The sequence below is a fragment of the Thalassospira permensis NBRC 106175 genome (genome assembly GCF_000714555.1).
Lineage (GTDB): Bacteria > Pseudomonadota > Alphaproteobacteria > Rhodospirillales > Thalassospiraceae > Thalassospira > Thalassospira xiamenensis.
Genome location: NZ_AUNC01000020.1, coordinates 14,706 through 33,825, shown reverse-complemented (window position 1 = coordinate 33,825; position 19,120 = coordinate 14,706). Strand labels below are relative to the sequence as shown.

The 19,120-nt window shown below is 56.3% G+C and carries 19 protein-coding genes; 9 read left to right on the top strand and 10 right to left on the bottom strand.

What is annotated here, in order from left to right:
* The first annotated feature begins 1 nt into the window (after position 1).
* Positions 2 to 697: a COQ9 family protein gene (locus tag SMB34_RS11265; protein ID WP_037990186.1), complete on the top strand. Its 696-nt coding sequence runs from the start codon at positions 2 to 4 to the stop codon at positions 695 to 697.
* Positions 698 to 798: 101 nt separating this feature from the next.
* Here SMB34_RS11265 and SMB34_RS11260 read toward each other — a convergent pair whose 3' ends face one another.
* The 3 genes from SMB34_RS11260 to purE form a co-directional block, all read right to left on the bottom strand.
* Complete coding sequence (locus SMB34_RS11260) at positions 799 to 1,446, bottom strand: thermonuclease family protein (RefSeq protein ID WP_037990184.1); 648 nt, start codon at positions 1,444 to 1,446, stop codon at positions 799 to 801.
* A gap of 164 nt (positions 1,447 to 1,610) precedes the next feature.
* Positions 1,611 to 2,705, bottom strand: coding sequence for a 5-(carboxyamino)imidazole ribonucleotide synthase (locus SMB34_RS11255; protein ID WP_037990180.1), 1,095 nt, complete (start codon positions 2,703 to 2,705; stop codon positions 1,611 to 1,613).
* A gap of 98 nt (positions 2,706 to 2,803) precedes the next feature.
* Entirely contained in the window at positions 2,804 to 3,304 is a 501-nt protein-coding gene (gene purE, locus SMB34_RS11250; protein WP_037990226.1) for a 5-(carboxyamino)imidazole ribonucleotide mutase, read from the bottom strand.
* A 263-nt stretch (positions 3,305 to 3,567) separates the two neighbouring features.
* Here purE and SMB34_RS11245 point away from each other — a divergent pair, with 263 nt between their 5' ends.
* The gene (locus tag SMB34_RS11245) at positions 3,568 to 4,410 is read left to right on the top strand and encodes a GGDEF domain-containing protein (protein WP_037990177.1); all 843 of its coding nucleotides are present in this window, start codon (positions 3,568 to 3,570) and stop codon (positions 4,408 to 4,410) included.
* Positions 4,411 to 4,485: 75 nt separating this feature from the next.
* Here the strand turns inward: SMB34_RS11245 and SMB34_RS11240 are convergent, their stop codons facing one another.
* A complete protein-coding gene (locus SMB34_RS11240) occupies positions 4,486 to 4,692 on the bottom strand; it encodes a YdcH family protein (RefSeq protein ID WP_007091089.1) in 207 nt (68 codons plus the stop codon).
* Positions 4,693 to 4,812: 120 nt separating this feature from the next.
* Here SMB34_RS11240 and SMB34_RS11235 point away from each other — a divergent pair, with 120 nt between their 5' ends.
* Positions 4,813 to 5,919: an ATP-dependent 6-phosphofructokinase gene (locus SMB34_RS11235; protein ID WP_007091088.1), complete on the top strand. Its 1,107-nt coding sequence runs from the start codon at positions 4,813 to 4,815 to the stop codon at positions 5,917 to 5,919.
* A gap of 46 nt (positions 5,920 to 5,965) precedes the next feature.
* A complete protein-coding gene (locus SMB34_RS11230) occupies positions 5,966 to 6,457 on the top strand; it encodes a TIGR02444 family protein (protein WP_037990174.1) in 492 nt (163 codons plus the stop codon).
* Here the strand turns inward: SMB34_RS11230 and SMB34_RS11225 are convergent.
* Positions 6,454 to 7,071: a UbiX family flavin prenyltransferase gene (locus SMB34_RS11225; RefSeq protein WP_037990171.1), complete on the bottom strand. Its 618-nt coding sequence runs from the start codon at positions 7,069 to 7,071 to the stop codon at positions 6,454 to 6,456. The two genes, SMB34_RS11230 and SMB34_RS11225, sit on opposite strands and share 4 nt — an antisense overlap.
* A 115-nt stretch (positions 7,072 to 7,186) precedes the next feature.
* Here SMB34_RS11225 and SMB34_RS20895 point away from each other — a divergent pair, with 115 nt between their 5' ends.
* The 3 genes from SMB34_RS20895 (at position 7,187) to SMB34_RS11210 (ending at position 12,911) form a co-directional block, all read left to right on the top strand.
* Positions 7,187 to 7,351, top strand: coding sequence for a YdcH family protein (locus SMB34_RS20895; protein ID WP_007091085.1), 165 nt, complete (start codon positions 7,187 to 7,189; stop codon positions 7,349 to 7,351).
* Positions 7,352 to 7,755: 404 nt separating this feature from the next.
* Positions 7,756 to 9,702, top strand: a complete 1,947-nt coding sequence (locus SMB34_RS11215; protein WP_276202147.1) for a propionyl-CoA synthetase — start codon at positions 7,756 to 7,758, stop codon at positions 9,700 to 9,702.
* Positions 9,703 to 11,090: 1,388 nt separating this feature from the next.
* Positions 11,091 to 12,911 carry an autotransporter family protein gene (locus tag SMB34_RS11210; RefSeq protein WP_037990165.1) on the top strand — a complete coding sequence of 607 codons (1,821 nt, stop codon included), beginning with the start codon at positions 11,091 to 11,093 and terminating at the stop codon, positions 12,909 to 12,911.
* Between the two features lie 63 nt (positions 12,912 to 12,974).
* Here SMB34_RS11210 and SMB34_RS11205 read toward each other — a convergent pair whose 3' ends face one another.
* Together SMB34_RS11205 and SMB34_RS11200 are read right to left on the bottom strand one after the other, a co-directional pair.
* Positions 12,975 to 14,204 (bottom strand): MFS transporter, encoded by a 1,230-nt coding sequence (locus SMB34_RS11205; protein WP_037990164.1) that lies wholly within the window; start codon positions 14,202 to 14,204, stop codon positions 12,975 to 12,977.
* A complete protein-coding gene (locus SMB34_RS11200) occupies positions 14,201 to 14,773 on the bottom strand; it encodes a GNAT family N-acetyltransferase (protein ID WP_037990161.1) in 573 nt (190 codons plus the stop codon). The genes SMB34_RS11205 and SMB34_RS11200 overlap by 4 nt, the downstream gene beginning before the upstream one ends.
* A gap of 107 nt (positions 14,774 to 14,880) precedes the next feature.
* On the opposite strand from SMB34_RS11200, the gene SMB34_RS11195 reads away from it, so the two are divergent.
* A complete protein-coding gene (locus tag SMB34_RS11195; RefSeq protein ID WP_037990158.1) occupies positions 14,881 to 15,798 on the top strand; it encodes a LysR family transcriptional regulator in 918 nt (305 codons plus the stop codon).
* Here SMB34_RS11195 and SMB34_RS11190 read toward each other — a convergent pair.
* The 3 genes from SMB34_RS11190 to SMB34_RS11175 all read right to left on the bottom strand — a co-directional run bounded on the left by SMB34_RS11190 (position 15,777) and on the right by SMB34_RS11175 (position 18,780).
* Complete coding sequence (locus SMB34_RS11190) at positions 15,777 to 16,586, bottom strand: DeoR/GlpR family DNA-binding transcription regulator (RefSeq protein WP_007091077.1); 810 nt, start codon at positions 16,584 to 16,586, stop codon at positions 15,777 to 15,779. The two genes, SMB34_RS11195 and SMB34_RS11190, sit on opposite strands and share 22 nt — an antisense overlap.
* Positions 16,587 to 16,753: 167 nt before the next feature.
* Positions 16,754 to 17,434, bottom strand: coding sequence for a DUF1013 domain-containing protein (locus SMB34_RS11185; protein WP_037990154.1), 681 nt, complete (start codon positions 17,432 to 17,434; stop codon positions 16,754 to 16,756).
* 311 nt (positions 17,435 to 17,745) lie between these two features.
* Positions 17,746 to 18,780 carry an NAD(P)H-quinone oxidoreductase gene (locus SMB34_RS11175; protein WP_084716572.1) on the bottom strand — a complete coding sequence of 345 codons (1,035 nt, stop codon included), beginning with the start codon at positions 18,778 to 18,780 and terminating at the stop codon, positions 17,746 to 17,748.
* Positions 18,781 to 18,860: 80 nt separating this feature from the next.
* Here SMB34_RS11175 and SMB34_RS11170 point away from each other — a divergent pair, with 80 nt between their 5' ends.
* Entirely contained in the window at positions 18,861 to 19,055 is a 195-nt protein-coding gene (locus SMB34_RS11170; protein WP_007092397.1) for a DUF1192 domain-containing protein, read from the top strand.
* Positions 19,056 to 19,120 lie beyond the last annotated feature (65 nt).

Here is a 19,120-nt window from a genome sequence, read left to right as displayed (position 1 = left end):
AATGACCGTTTCCGAAAGCATGAACCGCCTGCGTACGCAGCGCGAGGCGCTGGTTGCGGCGGCACTTCAACATATCCCGTTTGACGGCTGGAGCATGGCCGCCCTTCGAAGCGGTGCCGAGGACCTTGAACTTGCACCGGGCGAGGTGGATCGTCTTTTGCCCGGGGGCATTCGACAGGCCATCATTACCTATGTCGAGATGACAGATCGCAAAATGGTCGAGGAACTCGACAAGCTTGATCTGCCATCGATGAAAATCCGCGAACGGATTGCCACTGCGGTCAAAACCCGACTGTCGCTGGTGGAACATGAAAAGGATACGGTGCGGGCAGCCCTTTCCTATCTGGCATTGCCGCAAAACGTCCCGCTTGGCCTTAAGCTGACGCATGGCACGGTGGATAAGATGTGGATCGCGGCCGGTGATACATCGACCGATCACAATTGGTACACCAAGCGGATGTTGCTGGCGGGGGTTTATGGTTCAACCCTTGCCTACTGGCTGGATGACAAAACCGAAGGTCACGCAGATAGCTGGGCCTTTCTGGATCGCCGGATCGGCAATGTCATGCAAATCCCAAAAATCACCGGCACGGTCAAAAAGGCCGGGAAATTCGCGGCAACCCCGTTCAAGCTTGGTGCGAAGCTGGCCAAATGCATGCCAACGCCGGGGCGGGTCCGTCGCCAGTTCGGCGCATAGACCGGCTCAGATTTATATCCCATAGACAAAACGCCGCCCTGCATATCAGGCGGCGTTTTGCGTTAGGGAGGACTTTGGGGACAAGACTGGTGTGACTGCGTCTAGCGCATCAGAAAGCTCAGAAGCGTCGTGTCGGGCTTGTTCGCCTGTTCCATTTCGGCGGCAAGATTGATGCTGAACGGTGCACCGTTGTCGTTGGCGACTTCCGTTTCGCCATTGGCGTTGTCGATATCAATCGGCTTTGGTTTGGCGGCCAATGCAACCAGTTCATAGGGCAGGTCACCCATCCACATGCCTTTGCGGTTTTCCTTGGCATGGGCCTGATCCCCCAGATAGGTCAGGCAGTTCGGGTTGCCATCGCAACTGTTCATATCGACAATTGCCCAACCCGCGCGCAGCAGCAAACGGTTGATGTCGGTCTGACCCATGCGGCATTCGGTCAGCATCGGGAATAGCTGGGAATCTGAAACCTGCTGGCAGGCGATGGCATAATTTTCAATGATGCGGTCAAGTGCCTGTGCGGCGGCGGCCCCGCATTGAAACTCGACACTGCCCGCCCGGCAGATCATGCCCGGTCGCGGGGCGCGGATGCCAAACAGTTCGACAATCATATTGCCGAACCGAAGCTGATCGCCTTGCAGTACATCCGGGAAACCCGCGGCCCCCGGTGCGGCGTGGGCGGCGTTATTTGTGCCGGTGGCTGATGCAAAGCCGGCTATGACTGCAAGGATGAGAAGAAGTTTTTTCATCACGCCTGTTACCCGAAAAGTATTTCCTGACGGGATATCAGCAAGCGCAATGCCAGTTTGGCAGGAAGAAACTGCCTGCCAGGCGAAGCATCTGTGATCCAATGAAAAATGCCCCGAAACCAGCATGGTTCGGGGCATTGGCATAAATTGCACTTGGATGGATATCAGTCCTCTTTGGGCAGGACCCAGGTGACGTGACCCATCTTGCGCCCGGCTTTGGCTTCGGCCTTGCCATAAAGGTGCAGTTTTGCATCCGGCTCGGCCAAAATTGCCTGCCAGTCATCAATGTCATGGCCCAGAAGGTTCTTCATCCGGGCATTTGAATGGTGGGCCGGATTGCCCAACGGCAATCCGCAAACAGCACGGATGAACTGTTCAAACTGGCTGGTGACACAGGCATCAATCGTCCAGTGGCCGGAATTGTGCGGGCGCGGGGCAACTTCGTTTACCAGAACGTCGCCATCAGTGGTCACAAACATCTCGACCGCCAGCAAGCCGACAAATTCCATCGCCTCGACCAGACGGGTGGCGATGTCCTCGGCCTTTCGGGCAAGATCGGCGGGAATTTTCGCCGGGGCGATGGTGACATCAAGAATGTGATTGGTATGCACATTTTCAACCGGGCAGAAGCAGGCGGTGTCCCCCTTGACCCCGCGCGCGACAATGACCGAGATTTCACGCTCGAACGAGATGAAGCCCTCAAGGATGGCCTCGGCACCGTTCATTTCCGCCCATGCGTCGGCAAGGCTGGTTTCGTCAGTTATTTTGACCTGCCCCTTTCCGTCATACCCCATTTCGGTGGTCTTAAGAACGGCGGGGCGGCCAAGTTTGGCAACAGCGGCCTCAAGATCGGCAAGCGAACGGACGGCGGCAAAAGGTGCCGTGCCGATGCCGTTTTCATTGCAGAAGGTCTTTTCACGCAGACGGTTCTGCGACAGATGCAGGCATTTCCAGCCCGGACGGACCGGCACCAGTTCGGATAACAGTTTCACGCTGTCATGCGGCACGTTTTCAAATTCAAACGTCACGACATCAACATCGGCGGCAAAGGCACGAAGCGCATCGAGATCGGTGTAATCGGCAATTGTTGCCTTGGCACAGACCTGTTCGGTCGGGCTGTCTGTGCCGGGGCCGAAAACATGAACCTTGTAACCGAGTTCGGCAGCGCACAGGGCCGCCATCCGGCCAAGCTGGCCATTGCCCATGATGCCAATCGTGCTGCCCGGTGCGATGATGCGTGTCGCGAAATCCTGCGTCATTTATTCCTCGAATTCCTTCACATTCCCCGGTTGGGGCGGGCATCATTGACCTGAATGATGCCAAAGAAAAACGCGCCCGTTCGGGCGCGCTTGATGCATTACGGTGCGGGATCGACCGGTTCATCGGCAACCGCATCGGTTTGCTGTGCGCGCCAGTCGTCAAGACGACCGGCCAGCGCATCATCCATCAGCGCCATGATCCCGGCTGCCATCAGGCCGGCATTCTTTGCCCCGGCCGAACCGATTGCCAGTGTTCCGACCGGAACGCCGCCCGGCATCTGAACGATCGACAGAAGGCTATCAAGGCCTTTAAGCGTGCGGCTTTGTACCGGAACGCCCAGAACCGGGAGCGGCGTCATGGCCGCGGCCATGCCCGGAAGGTGGGCCGCACCACCAGCACCGGCAATAATCACCTTGAGACCGCGCGACTTTGCTGATTTGGCATAGTCATACAGGCGATCAGGGGTGCGATGGGCTGATACGATTTTGGTTTCGTAGGGGACGTGCAGCGCATCGAGGACATCTGCTGCATTTTTCATGGTTTCCCAGTCAGACTGGCTTCCCATGATAATGCCGATGACCGGGCTTTGATCGCTCATGCTGGCGGCTCCGTTTTGGGGCGTTATCAGAAGGCCCGCATTATAGGCAGGAAGGGTGATCATGCAAGCCCGCCAATGGCGCGATATGACATCGTTTCGCGCAGCATTCTGCACGGCGCGCAATATTGCGAATGGGTAGCTATAAGGGTAGGGATACTATCCTTGCTTACAGTTGATAATTTAAGTGAAGTATAAGTATTTTGGGTTTATAGTTATTGATCTTAATTTTTGTCTCTGTGCAGGTAGCACAAGAGAGGGCAGACATGAAAGTCACCAGACCCGGTGCCGCCACACCGTCATCAATGGGGGCGGGCGATGGACGGTATCCATCCAATCCCTATGCAGCGTACACCTATGGCAGGCCGGTGCGCAAAAAAGGTGCGCCTGACCCCGATCAGCATCGGGTTGATATCGTCAATCGCGATATCCTGAATGCCGAACCGGCTGTTGCCGCGAACATCCACGATATTGCCGATGTTCTGGGTATTCCTGATGAACAGGTGACCCCGGCTGTGGAACGGGCGATTTCGCGCTTGATGCTGCGCGTTAACGGGCTTTCGGACCATCTGAGCGAATTGCAGCGTCATCAGGTCGAACTGGCCCGCGCAGAAGGGCGTGATCCATTTACCGGCGCGTTAAGCCGCACCAGTTTTATGCAGATTGTTGAAAATGAAATGGTGCTGGTTGGATCGGATCGAACGACGCGCGCGCTGTTGCTGTGCGAGATTGCCAATCTTGATGATGTGTTGCAGCGTCACGGTCATGGATGCAAGGAAGGGGTGTTTGCCTTTTTGTATCGCACGATTACCGAATTCATCATGCCTCCCCATCAGGTCGGATATCTTGGCTGCAACGATTTTATCGCGTTGCTTTACAATATGGATGAACAGGATGCCTGGCAGCGGGCAGACGCAATTACACGCCGGTTAAGAAAGCATCCTTATTTCTGGAACGGAAAATACATCACCATCGTTCCGGTATTTGGCATTTATCACGTCAAATCGGGGGAAACCGCCGAAGAAGCGCTGGTATCTGTCGACTATGCCCTGCGTGCTGAAAAAGAAATGAAATCAGCACAATTACAACGTATTCCAAGCGGTCTTTGAGGCGAGAACGGCGTCCTGCCGTGCCGCTCGTGTCTTTCCAAAAGGGGTGTTCTGCCGGAAACACCGGATTGTTTATCAGGCGATAATGTCGGGTACGAGTTGCGACTCGAGATACAAAATCTCGTCCTTTAGGGCGAGTTTCCGTTTTTTCATGCGCCCCAGCCGCAACTGATCGTGATGGGCCCCGTGGGCCAGTTGTTCGATTGCGATATCGAGATCACGATGTTCCTCGCGCAGAAACAGCAGTCTTTTTTCAACCGCGATCTGATTGATTTCGTCCATTTTTGATCCAGCTTGGTTAGCGACGCGAAGAGCCTGTAATACTATCAGAATTCGGGTTGGCAACCCATATGATTTGTAATCTGCTTTGTTAAGTAAGATCGGATAGGACGGAGGATACGGATGCGGATCGGAATTCTGACCAGTGGCGGCGATTGCGCGGGCCTGAATGCGGTTATTCTGGCGGTTGTACGCCGTGCGGTACTTGGTTATGGCTGGGACGTGGTTGGCATCCGGCAGGGGACGCACGGTTTGATGCAGGACCCGCCGCAGGCCATTGATCTGAACGATTACGTCAATAATGACGGAATGCTGCGTTTGGGCGGTACGATTCTTGGCACCGTGAATAAGGGGGATCCGTTCCATTATCCGATGCCTGATGGCAGTTTTGCCGACCGATCCGCCGATGTGATTGCCGGGTATCACAAGCTTGGCCTTGATGCCCTGATCGGGGTTGGCGGGGATGGCAGTATGGCGATCCTGCATCGGTTGGCCGAAATGGGTGGCATCAATCTGGTGGGGATCCCCAAAACCATTGATAATGATCTGGCACTGACGGAATATTCCGTCGGCTTTACCACGGCGGTCAATGTGGCGGTCGAGGCACTTGACCGGTTGCAGCCGACAGCCGCATCCCATGACCGCATCATGATCCTCGAAGTCATGGGGCGCGATGCCGGGCATATTGCCCTTTTTGCCGGGGTCGCCGGTGGGGCGGATGCGATCCTGATCCCGGAAATGGATTACGATCTGGATGCCCTGACCGAGCATTGCCTGAACATTCGCAAGCGTGGACGCAATCATGCGCTGGTGATCGTTGCCGAGGCGGTCAAGCGTGATGACGGTGCGGCGGTAACGCAAGGGGATGATGGTCAGAAAATACGTTATGGCGGGATCGGGCATTGGTTGGCCGATGAGTTGGGCGCACGAACCGGCTGGGAAACCCGTGTGACCGTGCTTGGCCATGTGCAGCGCGGCGGGATTCCATCGCCGCGCGACCGGGTCATTGCATCGGCCTTCGGGGTGCATGCGGTGGACCTGATTGCGCAGAAAAGGTTTGATCGTGTCGTCGCCTGGTCAAAGCGCAAGGTGATTGATGTTGCGATGGCCGATGTGATTGTCGGGCCGCGTCTTGTCGATACCAAGGGAACCATGGTATCGACCGCAAAAGGGCTTGGTGCCTATCTGGGGCATCCGCCAGAAACAGCGCGGACCGCAAAGACGGTCTGATCAAAAGATCGCATGCTTATAAAAACGAAAAACGCACAGGTTGGATATGAACGCAGAGGAAGTCTGGGCCTTTACGGTCGAGATGTATGGACGGGACGGCGTTGCGCCGCTTTGTCTTGAATTGCAGGAACGTTGTGATCTGGATGTGAACATGTTGCTGTTCATGTTCTATCTTGGCCAGAAGGGGCAGGCACCGCATAGCATATCCGCCCTTGAAAATGCGGTGCGGGACTGGCGTGAACAAGTGATTGTACCGTTGCGCAATACCCGTCGCTTTTTGCGCAATGCCGATTGGAGCAGTGCGCAAAAACTGCGTGGCAAGGTCAAGAATGACGAAGTTGCTGCCGAACGTATCGAGCAGGAACTTCTGTGCAAGGCGGTTGAAACCATCCCGGCCGGTGATCCGATGGCACCCGCGCGGGCCTATCTGTCGCCGACCCGCTTTAAGATGAGCCAGTCGGAATGTGATGCTGCGCTGGAACAGCTTTGCGCCTGCATGAAGTTAAGTCCGAAGGCGCAGGGCGGCCTGATAGCTTAATCCGTCTTGCGCGGTTTGCCGGTGACCGGGATGTGGTTTTCGGCGTCCGTGTCGCCCCAGCGGGCCGTTTCCGGGAGATCAATATCAAACAGATCAAGGATCCGGCCGCAGCTTTGCGTGACCATTTCATCAAGCGATTGCGGGCGTGCATAGAAGGCGGGAACCGGCGGGGCAATGATCGCACCGTTTTCAGTCGCCAGTGCCATATTGCGGATGTGGCCGGCATGCAACGGCGTTTCACGCGCCATCAAAACCAGTCGGCGGCGTTCCTTGAGCATCACATCGGCGGCGCGTGCGATCAGATTGTCGGCGACTCCGCTTGCGACCTCGGCCAGGGACTTCATCGAGCAGGGGGCGATGACCATGCCGCGTGCGCGAAAAGAACCGGATGCGATTGAGGCACCGATATCCGCATTTTCATGGACAACGTCTGCCAACTCTTTGATATCGCGGATTTTAAAATCGGTTTCATAGGCGATTGTGCGCTCTGCCGCCTTCGAAAGGATCAGGTGGGTCTCGATTGGCGAATTTTTCAGCAGCTGTAAAAAACGAATGCCGTAAATCACCCCGGACGCGCCGGTTATGCCAATGATAAGTCGATCCTTTTGAGACATTTTATGTGTTATCCGGGTCACTATTTGAACGATTGCGTCGTCGAAAGACTGGAAATCATATTACAGAATTACTACCATCTTTGTGTGGGCAAAGTCAGAACTGAGGAGTAGGCGAATGAGTGTTCAATCCCATGTCGAAGCTCTCACTGCCAAACATGCTGCACTTGAGCAGGAACTCCATTACGAGCAGCGCCGCCCGGCGCCAGACAATTCCCGTGTCGCAGACATTAAACGCCGCAAGCTCGAAATCAAGGACGAGATAAGTCGAATAACCCATTAGCCGTCAAGAGGATGCTGGCAAAATCCGCATGGCGTGATGGTAAGGCTGTGCCGATTTCCTGAAAAATGCATCTCCTGACGACAGGATCAGTTCCTTCATTTTTTGCCGCCTCCGCTTGTCGCCCACAACGAGAGGCGGCATTCTTGTAAGCATCCTTCTGCGTTCTGACCTTCATAAAGCAGCATACGTGGAAAGATGTTTTCTGGATTGATTTAAATCCGCATAAATCCCGGTTTTCTGCCCTCTACCAATGTCTAAGGGGCATTGGAAATTTAAATCGGTATTATGATGCCGAATTAGGGCGGCCTTGGGGTTGGCCCTTGATACAGATCGGGCAGGCGATGTCACAACATTTGCGGATGATGATGTCGCGGTAACGCAGCACACAAGCCAGACGCGTATATTTGGGCAAAGATCCAGACGCGCGGGAGGAAGTTTCACACATGACGGGTCGCTATCAGGAAATCTATGATCGTTCGATCGCGGACAAGGAAGGTTTCTGGGCAGAAGCTGCGGAAAGTCTGTCCTGGTACAAGAAGTGGGACCGGGTGCTTGATGACAGCAATGCGCCGTTTTATCGCTGGTTCGAAGGCGGGATGGTCAATACCTGTTTTAATGCGCTGGATCGTCATATCGAAGACGGTCGTGGTGAACAGGCGGCCCTGATTTATGACAGCCCGGTCACAAATACGATTGAAACATTCACCTATAACCGACTGCGTGATGAGGTTGCGCGCCTTGCCGGGGCCCTGCATGCCAAGGGGGTGACCAAGGGCGACCGGGTGATCATCTATATGCCAATGATCCCGCAGGCGGCGATGGCGATGCTGGCCTGTGCGCGCATTGGCGCGATCCATTCGGTCGTGTTTGGTGGCTTTGCATCGAACGAGCTTGCGACCCGGATCAATGACGCAAAGCCAAAGCTGATCCTGAGTGCCAGTTGCGGCATCGAAGGATCGCGGGTGATCGAATACAAGCCGCTTCTGGATCGGGCGATTGATCAGGCGAAGCACAAGGTCGAAACGGTCCTGATGTTCCAGCGCGCGCAATGTTCGGCCCCCCTGATTGACGGGCGTGATTTTGACTGGATGGCGGAATGTGCCAAGGCCGCCCCGGCTGATTGTGTGCCGGTGGCCGCGACCGACCCGCTTTATGTGCTGTACACATCGGGCACGACCGGCCAGCCGAAAGGGGTTGTGCGCGACAATGGCGGCCATATGGTGGCGCTTAACTGGTCGATGAAAAATATCTATGACGTCGAGGCGGGTGATGTGTATTGGGCGGCATCCGATGTGGGGTGGGTCGTCGGGCATTCCTATATCGTTTATGCGCCGCTTCTGGCCGGATGCACGACGGTGATGTATGAAGGCAAACCGGTTGGAACGCCGGATGCCGGGGCATTCTGGCGGGTGATATCGCAGCATCGGGTCAAGGTCCTGTTTACCGCACCAACCGCGTTTCGCGCGATCAAGCGCGATGACCCCAAGGCCGCGTTGATGGCCAATTATGATCTTTCGTGCCTCAAGGCGCTTTATCTTGCCGGTGAACGGTCAGACCCCGATACGCTGCACTGGGCCGAAGATAGTCTTGGCGTGCCGGTGATCGACCATTGGTGGCAGACCGAAACCGGATGGTCGATCTGTGCCAATCCGCGCGGTATTGAAATGCTGCCGATCAAATATGGATCGCCGACGGTCGCGGCCTGTGGCTGGGACGTGCAGGTGGTGGATGAGGGCGGCAAGCCGCTTGAACGTGGCAAGATCGGGGCACTGGTCGCCAAGCTGCCATTGCCGCCGGGGACGCTTCCGACCCTTTGGCAGAATGATGACCGGTTCAGGTCGGCCTATCTTGAGGAATTTCCGGGCTATTACGCCACCGGGGATGCCGGTTTTATCGATGAGGACGGCTATATCTATGTGATGTCGCGAACCGATGACATCATCAATGTCGCAGGGCATCGATTGTCGACCGGGGCGATGGAAGAAGTGCTTTCGGGGCATCCTGATGTTGCCGAATGTGCGGTGATCGGGGTGCATGATGACCTTAAGGGGCAATTGCCGCTTGGCTTTGTGGTTCTGAAATCCGGGGTGGACCGCCCGCATGAGGCGATCATCAAGGAAGTGGTCGCCATGGTGCGCGATCAGATCGGGCCGGTTGCGGCGTTTAAGCAGGCAACCATCGTGGATCGTCTGCCCAAAACCCGGTCGGGCAAGATCCTTCGCAAAACCATGCGATCCATCGCGGATGGGGAGGCATATAAAGCCCCGGCAACCATTGATGATCCGGGGATTTTGCCGGAAATTGCCGAAGCCCTCAAAGATATCGGTTACGCCAAATCAGCGGCATCATGACGGCATGAAAATTCCCGATGCCGGGACTGGTATGGGGCCGGGGCAGCATCACCGCCCGTCGGATTTATTCTGATTTATCCTACGGGCGGGCCTTCCTAATATATTGAAAAATATACCATTTTCACGGGAATGAATTTTTCCGAAAAATGTTCTTGATTTGTTCTTTTATTTGTGCCATAAAGGCAAAGTCAACGGGACAAATGCACCCGGATCAAAAACCCGCAAAGCGTGATGCGCTTTCGCGGGTTTTTGCTTATCCGGGCCGGGAAGACAGGAAAGTGACGATGATTGTTCAGCGATCTGATGGGGCGGCAGGGCGACGACGACGTTGCCACAGGGGCATTGATGGCGGATGGAAAAGTCATTACGGGGGACTTGCGTCCGGGCGGTGACGCCCGATAGCCTCGATAAGTTTCGGGGAGAATTGGCGAAAACGGTTGTTAATCATGACGGGAGAAATGTGTCCTTCGGGCATCGGGACGTGCCAGAAGTTTCGGGAAGGCGAGTGAGGCAACCCCGACAGGGGTGGCGATGGCAATGACTGTGGTTGCAGCAGGGCCGAATTGCGACTGGATGAGATCGGCAGGTGCGACAGCTCCGTCGATGCCAGATCGCCAGACGGCCAAGCTGCGAAGCCGTCAGGCCGCGAGACTGCCAGGCCGCCAGACCATGCGAAGGCCGGGCAGGGGATTTGCCCGTTGCCCGTGCAGCATCACGTCCGCCAAGCCCGGCCAATGTCACAAAGGCGGCATCGGAATGGCGGGGCAGGCATGGCAGGGCCTGAGCCGAGCAGAGCAGAGACCAGACCAGAGGGGATCCAGCCCGTGAAATGCAGGACCGGTGTATCCACTAAGGCACGGATCAGATCGCCGGGCGCATTCAGGCAAGAAGATCGTTCTGGCTGCCGGGATTGCGGTCCGGGTGCGCGAAGAGAGCTTTGGGGGCCGGGTTCCGGGGCGGCGTTGATTTATCCAGCCCTTGGCGGGGTTTGAACTGCCAGTTATGGGCAGATGGCCAATGTGTCGGGAATGAGTATTGATGACATGATTTATTATCGTGATGCGTTCAAGGTGCTGATGGATGATTCGTTGTCCGATGATTGCCGAAAACATTCCGCCCGCCCTGCCCGTGTCGGGGCATCTTTGCAAGGCGATTTCGGACATGCTGGAAACCGCATGGAAGGCCGGTTAAGACACCGTGGGTTGAAGATGCACTCCCGACTAAAAAAGCGACACAGGGCCTAAAGTGTGCGCGTGGTGGAACCGCGCGTCGTTCTTTTTGGCTATTAAAAGGTTGATCGCAATAAGGATTTTAGCTAACCAGGCTGTTATGCAACTTAGAATTGCTTGTGATAAAGCCGTTTGGGGCGGAATGGTTCGGGGACCTGTATGATTAAATTTGCTAAATTGCCATCGTCGTTGCTTTTGGCGACGACCATCTTTTGTGGCCTTATGATCGGTGATGGGCGCGACGCATTTGCGGCAACGACGACAATCACCTGTGACCTCTCCGCAACAATCAATGATCCGACCTCTCATGTGATCTACGACGACAGTAATAAAAGCTGCGTCGCGGCAAACGGTCTTGGCTCCAGCACCGCATTGCGCGACATCGTCTTCCAAGTCGACAACAGGTTGGCGGCAAACGAGATATTCGAGATCGGAACTGGCGGTGGCAGCAGCAACAGCGCGCATAGAGGATGTCGTATTGGCACTTTTAACGCCACTGCTGGTAATGCTTGCACAACTGACCGCGAGGATGCCGATAATGAAACCGCGACGGTCACCATTGATGGGGAGAACGGGGCGACGATCCGGATGACCGTCAATTATAAGCTAGTGGAAGGAGGTAGTACGACCTTCAACAGTGCATCGGTAACAATCACGACTGCTGATGCTGCGTCCTCCTCGGGGAGCTCGGCCGCCGCCCTGCGCGCGCTTCAAGGTTCGGTAACGCGGTCGCAGTCCGTTATCATCGGCCAGAATTTCGGATCGCGGGTGGCCAATGTGGCAGCCGGTCCAGATCTCGGAACAGTGCCAGATACCACGACACCGACACAGCAATTCGGTTTTGCTTCCTCAAGCTTGCTTGATGATCCGATGGACAAGAAAACGCGCACGGAGGGCACAACCCTGGGCGGGCTGGCGATGCTTGCGTCTTTCGATACATCGCGGCTTGCTGCTGCGCAAGCCGCTGATAGTCCGACGGATGGGCCGGAACAGCGCACGCTGTTGTCTCGCGAAAGTCCGATTACGGTCTGGGGGCATGGGTCCTTTACCGATATCGAGAATACGCGCAACCGGGCGGGCGAGGACAGCCGTTATGACGGCAGCGTCTGGGGGTACAATGTCGGTGCGGATTATCGTTTTTCGCCCGCACTGGTGGCGGGTATGTCCGTCGGCTACGCCCAGACAGACATTACGACCACCTTTGAGAACGGCACTTACGAAGAGGATACGTGGAACCTCTCGCCCTATGTGATCTATAGACCGTCGGACATGCTGACCTTCTCGGCGATTGCGGGTTATGCGTTCGGGGATGTCGCCAGAAGCCGCAACAGCACTGTGACGGGAAACACCGACAGCCAGAGCTGGTATCTGCAGGTTGATGCACGCCAAACTTTCCAGCCGATTGCAGATAGCCCGTTTCGGGTGACGGGCGGGCTGGGTGCGTTGACGTCGCGCAATACGCTTGCTGCCTATACCGAAAGTGACGGTAGCCGGGTTGCTGAATCCTCGGTCAATACCGTTCAGTTAAAGCCGAATGCCGAGCTGGCCTATTCTTTCCAGATAAGCGAGACGTCCCTGACGCCATATGTCAAAGCGGGCTATATCCACGATTTCACTGACCAGACCAACGGCGATGCCGGGGCGTTTGACCTTGGCGGTGGTGTGCGGTTTGCCTCGGGCGGGACGGGTCTGTCGGGCTCAATCGAAGGGTCGCGCATGGTCGGGCGTGATGATTACCGCGAATACACGCTGAGCGGTTTGGTTGCTTATGGCATTTCGTTTACGGGTCGGGATGGAAACTTTGCCGTAACGGCGTCGCCCTATGTCGGTACCAGCCTGTCTGATCGTGGGACGCCAGAAATTTCCGCGGGCGCAATGCTTGCGGATATTGATGACAGATTTTCGAGCAGGTTGAGCCTTTCCGGTGATCCGGCTGCGCAGCGCGCAGATGTGATGATTACCTTAGACCTGAAGTTCTGAACGCGACGCGATGCTAGTGAGGCCCGCAAATTTGATTTGCGGGCTTTTTTTTATGAGAAATATCTATCGGACAATCAGCGCAGGGCGGGTTTCAGACCTTTGCGGGCGTAAGAGCAGATAAAGCCATATGGCTGCGCCACAGGCACAGGCCAGCAGGCCGATGGAAAGCCAGAGTGCGCCCGTCGGCCCCCAGTGTGCGATGGCGCGTTCGTAAAGGCTGGGCGCAAGGGCGGAGAGGATAAATCCCGGTACCAGCAAACGCCCGACCTGATGGCCGTAGCGGGCATTGCCAAAGATCATCAGGGGAAGGGTTCCGCGCGTGATTGTCAGGACGCCGTTTGCGGCCCCGTAAAGCAGGGTGAAGGTCATGGCGGCAATCGCAAACTGATCGCCCCAGAAGGCAAGGACGAAGCACAGCGGCAAAACGGCCGTGGCAAACAATGTCAGGCTTGCCGGGGCGATGCGTTTGCCAAACAGGATTTCGGCGGCACGCGCCGCGGATTGGCCGATACCGCGCAGCGATGCGGCATTGATCGCGGCGGCGGTTGTTAAGCCAAGTCCGATCAGGATCGCGATCATGTGGGCCGACATTGCGGCATTCACGACATTGAGCAGGGTGACGATCACGGCATACAGAAAGCCGCACAGGCGTTGATGCGTTGCCAGTCCGTGGTCATCGGCATTACTGGTGTCATTGGTATTATCGGTGGAATTAAGGGTGGTTCCCGAAGGTTTGCCATGTCGGGCATCGGGGATGGCGGCATACATCGGGACGGTCAGCAGGGCGAAACCGGCATAGGCGACAAGGGCGATTGAAATGCCGAATTCCGACTGGATCAAATGCCCGAGCGGCCAGAAGACGGTTGAGGCCAAGCCGCCAAAAAGCGTGATCTGCCCCATCGCCCGTCTGGCATCGCGCCCGCCAATCCGGGCGAGGGTGGCAAAGGCCGCATCATAAAGGGTGGCACGCATGGCAAGCCCAAGAATGATCCAGCCAATGAAATGCAGAATTTGATGATCGGCGAATGCAAGGATCAGACAGCCAAGGGCATTGAGGCAGGACCCCAGCGTCATGATGATCCGCCCGCCGTGACGGTCGATCATCCTGCCGCAAAAGGGGGATATGACCGCCATGGTCAGGAGGCTTAGCGAGAAACCGGCATAAACCACGCTGTCGGACCAGCCGTGATGTTGGGCGATCAGGGTTCCGAAATTGCCAATCAGATAATAGGCGGTCCCCCAACTGATGAGCTGCCCCAGCCCCAGCTTTATGACAAGTGCGCGGGTGATCATTTGTCGGCCGGGCCGGGGATGACCGGCTTATCCGAACCAAGCGGGCGCTGCATCAGAACCGAGTCCAGCCATGTGCCAAACTTGTAGCCGACATTATGAAACGTCCCGGTCATGTCGAAGCCGAATTTCCGATGCAGGGCAATGGATGCGTGGTTTTTGCTATCGCCGATGGCGGCAACCATCTGCCGCCATGGACCGGCTTCGCAGCGTTCGAGAAGGGCCGCCATCAGGGCCGCACCGATCCCGTGCCCGATGCAATCGGGCGCGACATAGATCGAATTTTCGACGGTGTGGCGATAGGCCGACCGCGGGCGATAGAGACTGGCATAGCAATAGCCGACGATAACATCACCGCGCAGGGCGACCAGATAGGGCAGGCCATTGGCGCGGATGGCATCAAAGCGATTGGTGATTTCGGTCTCGGACGGCGGGATTTCTTCGAACGAGGCGGTGCCGGTCAGGACATGGTGGCGGTAAATTGCGGTGATCGCGGCAATGTCGGCATGATCGGCATCGCGTATGACGAGATCGGACGTTTTGGCGGCGGCGGGCAGTGTATCGGTCGACATTGATCGGGGTTCCATATCAGAAATTGATGGTATGGCGTGACATTAGCCGGTCGTCTGAAATAAGATAAGATTTGTATTCTTATGCGGATCATAAGGAATAGTTTTAGATGCGTGGCCTTAACCTTGATCAGGTGCATGCCTTTGCCGATGTGATCGAACTTGGCAGTTTTTCCGCCGCCGCCGCACGGCAGAATTTAAGCCAGCCTGCGATCAGTCAACAGATCCGCCAGCTTGAAGATCGTCTTGGCGTGCGGTTGATTGAGCGCGTCGGCAAACGCGCGATGCCAACACCCGCCGGGCAGGCCTTACTGGATCGGGTGGGGGAGATTGACGCATCGGTTCAGAACGCCCTGGACGCGGTGGCGGGATTTGCCAATGGCACGGTCGGGCAGGTGCGCATCGGGACCGGTGCGACGGCGTGTATCTATTTCCTGCCAAAGGTTCTGGAACAGTTGCAGCGGCGTTTTCCGGGGCTTGAAATCATCGTTCGAACCGGCAATACCAGCGACGTTCTGAAATCGATTGAGGAAAACAGCCTTGATATCGGGCTGGTGACATTACCCGCCAGCGGGCGCAGTCTGGATATCGTGCCGGTTCTGACCGATCCGTTTGTCGCGATCTTTGCCGACGGGATGGATGTGCCCGATCTGATCCGGCCGGCTGATCTGGCAGATATTCCGCTGGTTCTGTATGAACGCGGAGGCCAGACGCGCACGATTGTTGATGACTGGCTGCGGGCCGCCGGTGTTGCCGGGCATTCGATCATGGAACTGGGCAGTGTCGAGGCGATCAAGGAACTGGTTGGGGCCGGGTTGGGAGCAACCATTTTGCCCGCGATGGGCGCACGGTTGGGCCGCACACAGTTCCCGATCAAAACCCGCAAGCTTGCCCCGGACCTTGCGCGGAGCCTTGCCCTTGTTGTCCGGCGCGACAAGGTGATGGGCAGCGGATTGCGCGAAGTCCGCAATGGGTTGATTGCGGCTGCGCGAGACTGGGCGCCAAATCAGTCTTCTTCGGGGACGTAGAAAGTCGGGAATTCGGCGTTTGGTTCGGGGATATGCAGGGCAACGCCGTTTTTTTCGATCATCTGGGCGATGGCAGCGGGCGGTGCGCAATCGGTGAAGAAGGCGGTGACCTGTGTGACAGAGCCGCCCCGCACCACGGCATTGCGGCCAAACTTGGTATGATCGGCGACCAGATAGGTCTGGCGCGAGTTGGTCAGAATGGCGGAACGTGCGCGGACTTCCTGTTCGTCAAAGTCCAGCAGGCTGCCATCGGCATCAATGCCGCCAACACCGAAAATGCCGTAATCGACCTTGTAGCTGTTAAAGAAGGCCTCTACCTCTGGCCCGAGAACATCGCGGTCGCGATTGCGCAACCGGCCACCAATCAGGGTGACGTCAAAGCTGTCATTGGTGGCAGCGACATAGGCCACATTGAGGTTGTTGGTGAAAATCCGCAAACCGCGATGCTGCAAAAGCGCACTTGCCACCAGTTCCGGTGTGGTGCCGATTGAAAAGAACAGGGATGCGCCATCGGGAATGGCGCGCGCGACAAGGGCCGCGATTTTGCGCTTTTCATTCACATGCAAAACCTTGCGCGCCCGATAGGCGATGTTTTCATGTTCAAGTGCCGGTTCAACCCCGCCATGGCGACGGCGCAGCAATCCTTCGTCGCAAAGGGCGTTTACGTCGCGGCGGATGGTTTGCGGGGTTACCTGAAAACGTTCGGCAAGCTGTTCAATGGTCTTGAAACCGTCAGCACGGACAAGTTCAACGATGCTGGCCTGACGTTCAGTCGGACGTTTTTGCATGAGGGGTTCTTTGGCGGTTGTTTCGCGGTTTTGTTTGAACGAATGTTATGTCGTGTTCATTTCAGGAATATTACCGTTTCACGGCATTCATATGAAACAAAACATATTCGCTTTGGGGGTGGTCGCCAAAGAGAAAAGGCCGCCCCGGTGGGCGGCCTTTGCATCGATCAGGAGCGGAACAGGTTTTCTGCTGCTTCCATGTAATCGGATGTTTTGGGTTCGTCTTTTTTGCGATCATCCTTTTTGCCGGGATAATCCGGTTCCGGGTTGATCTGCAATTCTTCGGGCAGCGGATCGGGCTCGACATTTCTGACGACCTTTTCCGGGTTTTTGCTGCGTGCGATCACGACCTGTTTTTCAAGGTCAAGTTCGATGCAAAGCCCCATGGTCACCGGGTTGCGCGGCGTCAGGTTGGCCGAATTCCAATGCGTACGGTCGCGGATTTTGCCAATCGTGTCCTTGGTGGTCCCGATCAGTTTGCAAATCTGCGCATCCGAGAGTTCCGGATGGTGTTTAAGCAGCCATGCAATCGCATTCGGGCGATCCTGGCGTTTTGAAACCGGGGTGTAACGTGCGCCTTTGCCATGCGCGCGCGGACGCGGCAGGTCGGACTTTGCCATTTTCAGCAATGCACGCGGATCAGCTTCGCAGCGCGCGATCTCGTCTTTGGTCAACTGACCGTTGGCAACCGGATCAAGGCCGACAATCCCCTGATTGACATCGCCATCGGCGATGGCCTGAATTTCCAGTTCATGCAGCTCGGTAAAGGCTGCAATCTGCCGGAACGACAAACCGGTATTGTCGATAAGCCATACGGCCGTTGCTTTGGGCATGAGGGGCTGAGCCATAATTCCTCCTGTTTACTCTTTCTCTCTCTGGAGACCGGCGATGGGATGAACCCCAAATACGCGGGAATATCTGCCCCAGAATATAATCTGTTTTGGTGTTCCGGCAACGCAGCAAAGGCAACCCAAGGTGAGTGCCGCGCGTCGCTGGAACCGCCACAGCGCTCTTTTCGATCAATGTGCGGTTAAAAGCAACAATCTGTTGCAGGTTATCGAAAAGAATATTTCTTTTCGACCCGCAATCGAAGGCCTGTTGCCGGGAAAGGGTGAAGTCGATGGTGATCGATATGCCTTCAACCCGGATCCGTAAACGATCAAGGCACTTCCAGTACCACTTTTCCAACATGTGCGCCACCCTGCAAAATCTCATGCGCCTGTTGGGCCTGATCCATCGGCAGGGTTTGGTAAATGACCGGTTTGATCGTGCCGTTTTCAAATAGCGGCCAGACCTGTTGACGCAGCTTTTCTGCAATCGCGCCCTTGTTGGCAACCGGCTGGGCGCGCAGGGTTGATCCCATCAGGGTCAGGCGCTTTAACAGAAGCGGGGTAAAGTTGGTTTCGGCCTTTGGCCCGTTCAGGAAGGCAATGATCAGGATGCGGCCCTCCATCGCAGCCGCCTTGAAATTGCGGCCAACATAGTCGCCCGCCACCATATCAAGGATGACATCGGCCCCCTTGCCATCGGTTGCGGATTTTACCTGTTCGACGAAATCCTGTGTTTTGTAATTGATGGCGATATCCGCACCAAGGTCCAGACAGGCCTGGCATTTGTCATCGCTGCCGGCCGTTGTGATCACGCGCGCGCCAAACGCCTTGGCAAGCTGGATCGCGGTGGTGCCGATCCCCGATGTGCCACCATGAACAAGGAAGGTTTCGCCGGATTTCAGCCCGGCCTTGTCGAAAACATTGTGCCAGACGGTAAAGAATGTTTCGGGAAGGCTTGCGGCTTCTGTCATGGAAAGGCCAGCCGGGACCGGCAGGCATTGGGCGGCGGGGACCGCGGCATATTGGGCATAGCCGCCGCCGGTGACCAGTGCGCAAACCTGATCACCAATCTTCCATGTCGTGACATCGGGGGCGGTGGCAACAATTTCACCGGAAAGTTCAAGCCCCGGGATTTCCGATGCGCCGGGGGGCGGGGGATACATGCCGGCCACCTGCATCAGATCGGGCCGGTTGACCCCGGCGGCACGAATACGCACCAGAACCTCGCCCTGCGCGATTTGCGGCATCGCGACCTTGCCTGCGGCAAGATAGCGGTTTTCGCCGTCAATACGGATTTCGATTGCCTGCATGTCTTTGGCAAGGTCTGGGGCAAGGCTTGGGGCAAGGTCGTCTGGCAAGGTCATGACAAAACTCCATAGCGAATGATAAATTCGATCCCTATGTAATAGCGGCAAAACCGCCAGGGGCAAAATGTCAAAGGAGGATGACTGTGGAAGAAGACGACCTGCAAAAACCTTTGGCCGCGATGTTCGGCCTGCCGCGGAGCCTTGACGGAATGTCGATTGAAAACCTTGTCGATTATCGAGCCGCCCTGGAGCAGGAACTGGTGCGGGTTGATGCGGCAATGGAGCATCGCAATGGTGTTCGTGCCGGGGCGGAAGCGCTTTTCAAGAACTGACGGGGGCGGGTACGCCAAAACATTAAACGTGAGGATATATTTTTAAACCTCCGGTTAATTGAATC

Bases quoted from the DNA above. Each gene is read 5' to 3' on its own strand.
- SMB34_RS11265 (WP_037990186.1), top strand. From the start codon at position 2: ATGACCGTTTCCGAAAGCATGAACCGCCTGCGTACGCAGCGCGAGGCG.
- SMB34_RS11260 (WP_037990184.1), bottom strand. From the start codon at position 1,446: ATGAAAAAACTTCTTCTCATCCTTGCAGTCATAGCCGGCTTTGCATCA.
- SMB34_RS11255 (WP_037990180.1), bottom strand. From the start codon at position 2,705: ATGACGCAGGATTTCGCGACACGCATCATCGCACCGGGCAGCACGATT.
- purE (WP_037990226.1), bottom strand. From the start codon at position 3,304: ATGAGCGATCAAAGCCCGGTCATCGGCATTATCATGGGAAGCCAGTCT.
- SMB34_RS11245 (WP_037990177.1), top strand. From the start codon at position 3,568: ATGAAAGTCACCAGACCCGGTGCCGCCACACCGTCATCAATGGGGGCG.
- SMB34_RS11240 (WP_007091089.1), bottom strand. From the start codon at position 4,692: ATGGACGAAATCAATCAGATCGCGGTTGAAAAAAGACTGCTGTTTCTG.
- SMB34_RS11235 (WP_007091088.1), top strand. From the start codon at position 4,813: ATGCGGATCGGAATTCTGACCAGTGGCGGCGATTGCGCGGGCCTGAAT.
- SMB34_RS11230 (WP_037990174.1), top strand. From the start codon at position 5,966: ATGAACGCAGAGGAAGTCTGGGCCTTTACGGTCGAGATGTATGGACGG.
- SMB34_RS11225 (WP_037990171.1), bottom strand. From the start codon at position 7,071: ATGTCTCAAAAGGATCGACTTATCATTGGCATAACCGGCGCGTCCGGG.
- SMB34_RS20895 (WP_007091085.1), top strand. From the start codon at position 7,187: ATGAGTGTTCAATCCCATGTCGAAGCTCTCACTGCCAAACATGCTGCA.
- SMB34_RS11210 (WP_037990165.1), top strand. From the start codon at position 11,091: ATGATTAAATTTGCTAAATTGCCATCGTCGTTGCTTTTGGCGACGACC.
- SMB34_RS11205 (WP_037990164.1), bottom strand. From the start codon at position 14,204: ATGATCACCCGCGCACTTGTCATAAAGCTGGGGCTGGGGCAGCTCATC.
- SMB34_RS11200 (WP_037990161.1), bottom strand. From the start codon at position 14,773: ATGTCGACCGATACACTGCCCGCCGCCGCCAAAACGTCCGATCTCGTC.
- SMB34_RS11195 (WP_037990158.1), top strand. From the start codon at position 14,881: ATGCGTGGCCTTAACCTTGATCAGGTGCATGCCTTTGCCGATGTGATC.
- SMB34_RS11190 (WP_007091077.1), bottom strand. From the start codon at position 16,586: ATGCAAAAACGTCCGACTGAACGTCAGGCCAGCATCGTTGAACTTGTC.
- SMB34_RS11185 (WP_037990154.1), bottom strand. From the start codon at position 17,434: ATGGCTCAGCCCCTCATGCCCAAAGCAACGGCCGTATGGCTTATCGAC.
- SMB34_RS11175 (WP_084716572.1), bottom strand. From the start codon at position 18,780: ATGACCTTGCCAGACGACCTTGCCCCAAGCCTTGCCCCAGACCTTGCC.
- SMB34_RS11170 (WP_007092397.1), top strand. From the start codon at position 18,861: ATGACTGTGGAAGAAGACGACCTGCAAAAACCTTTGGCCGCGATGTTC.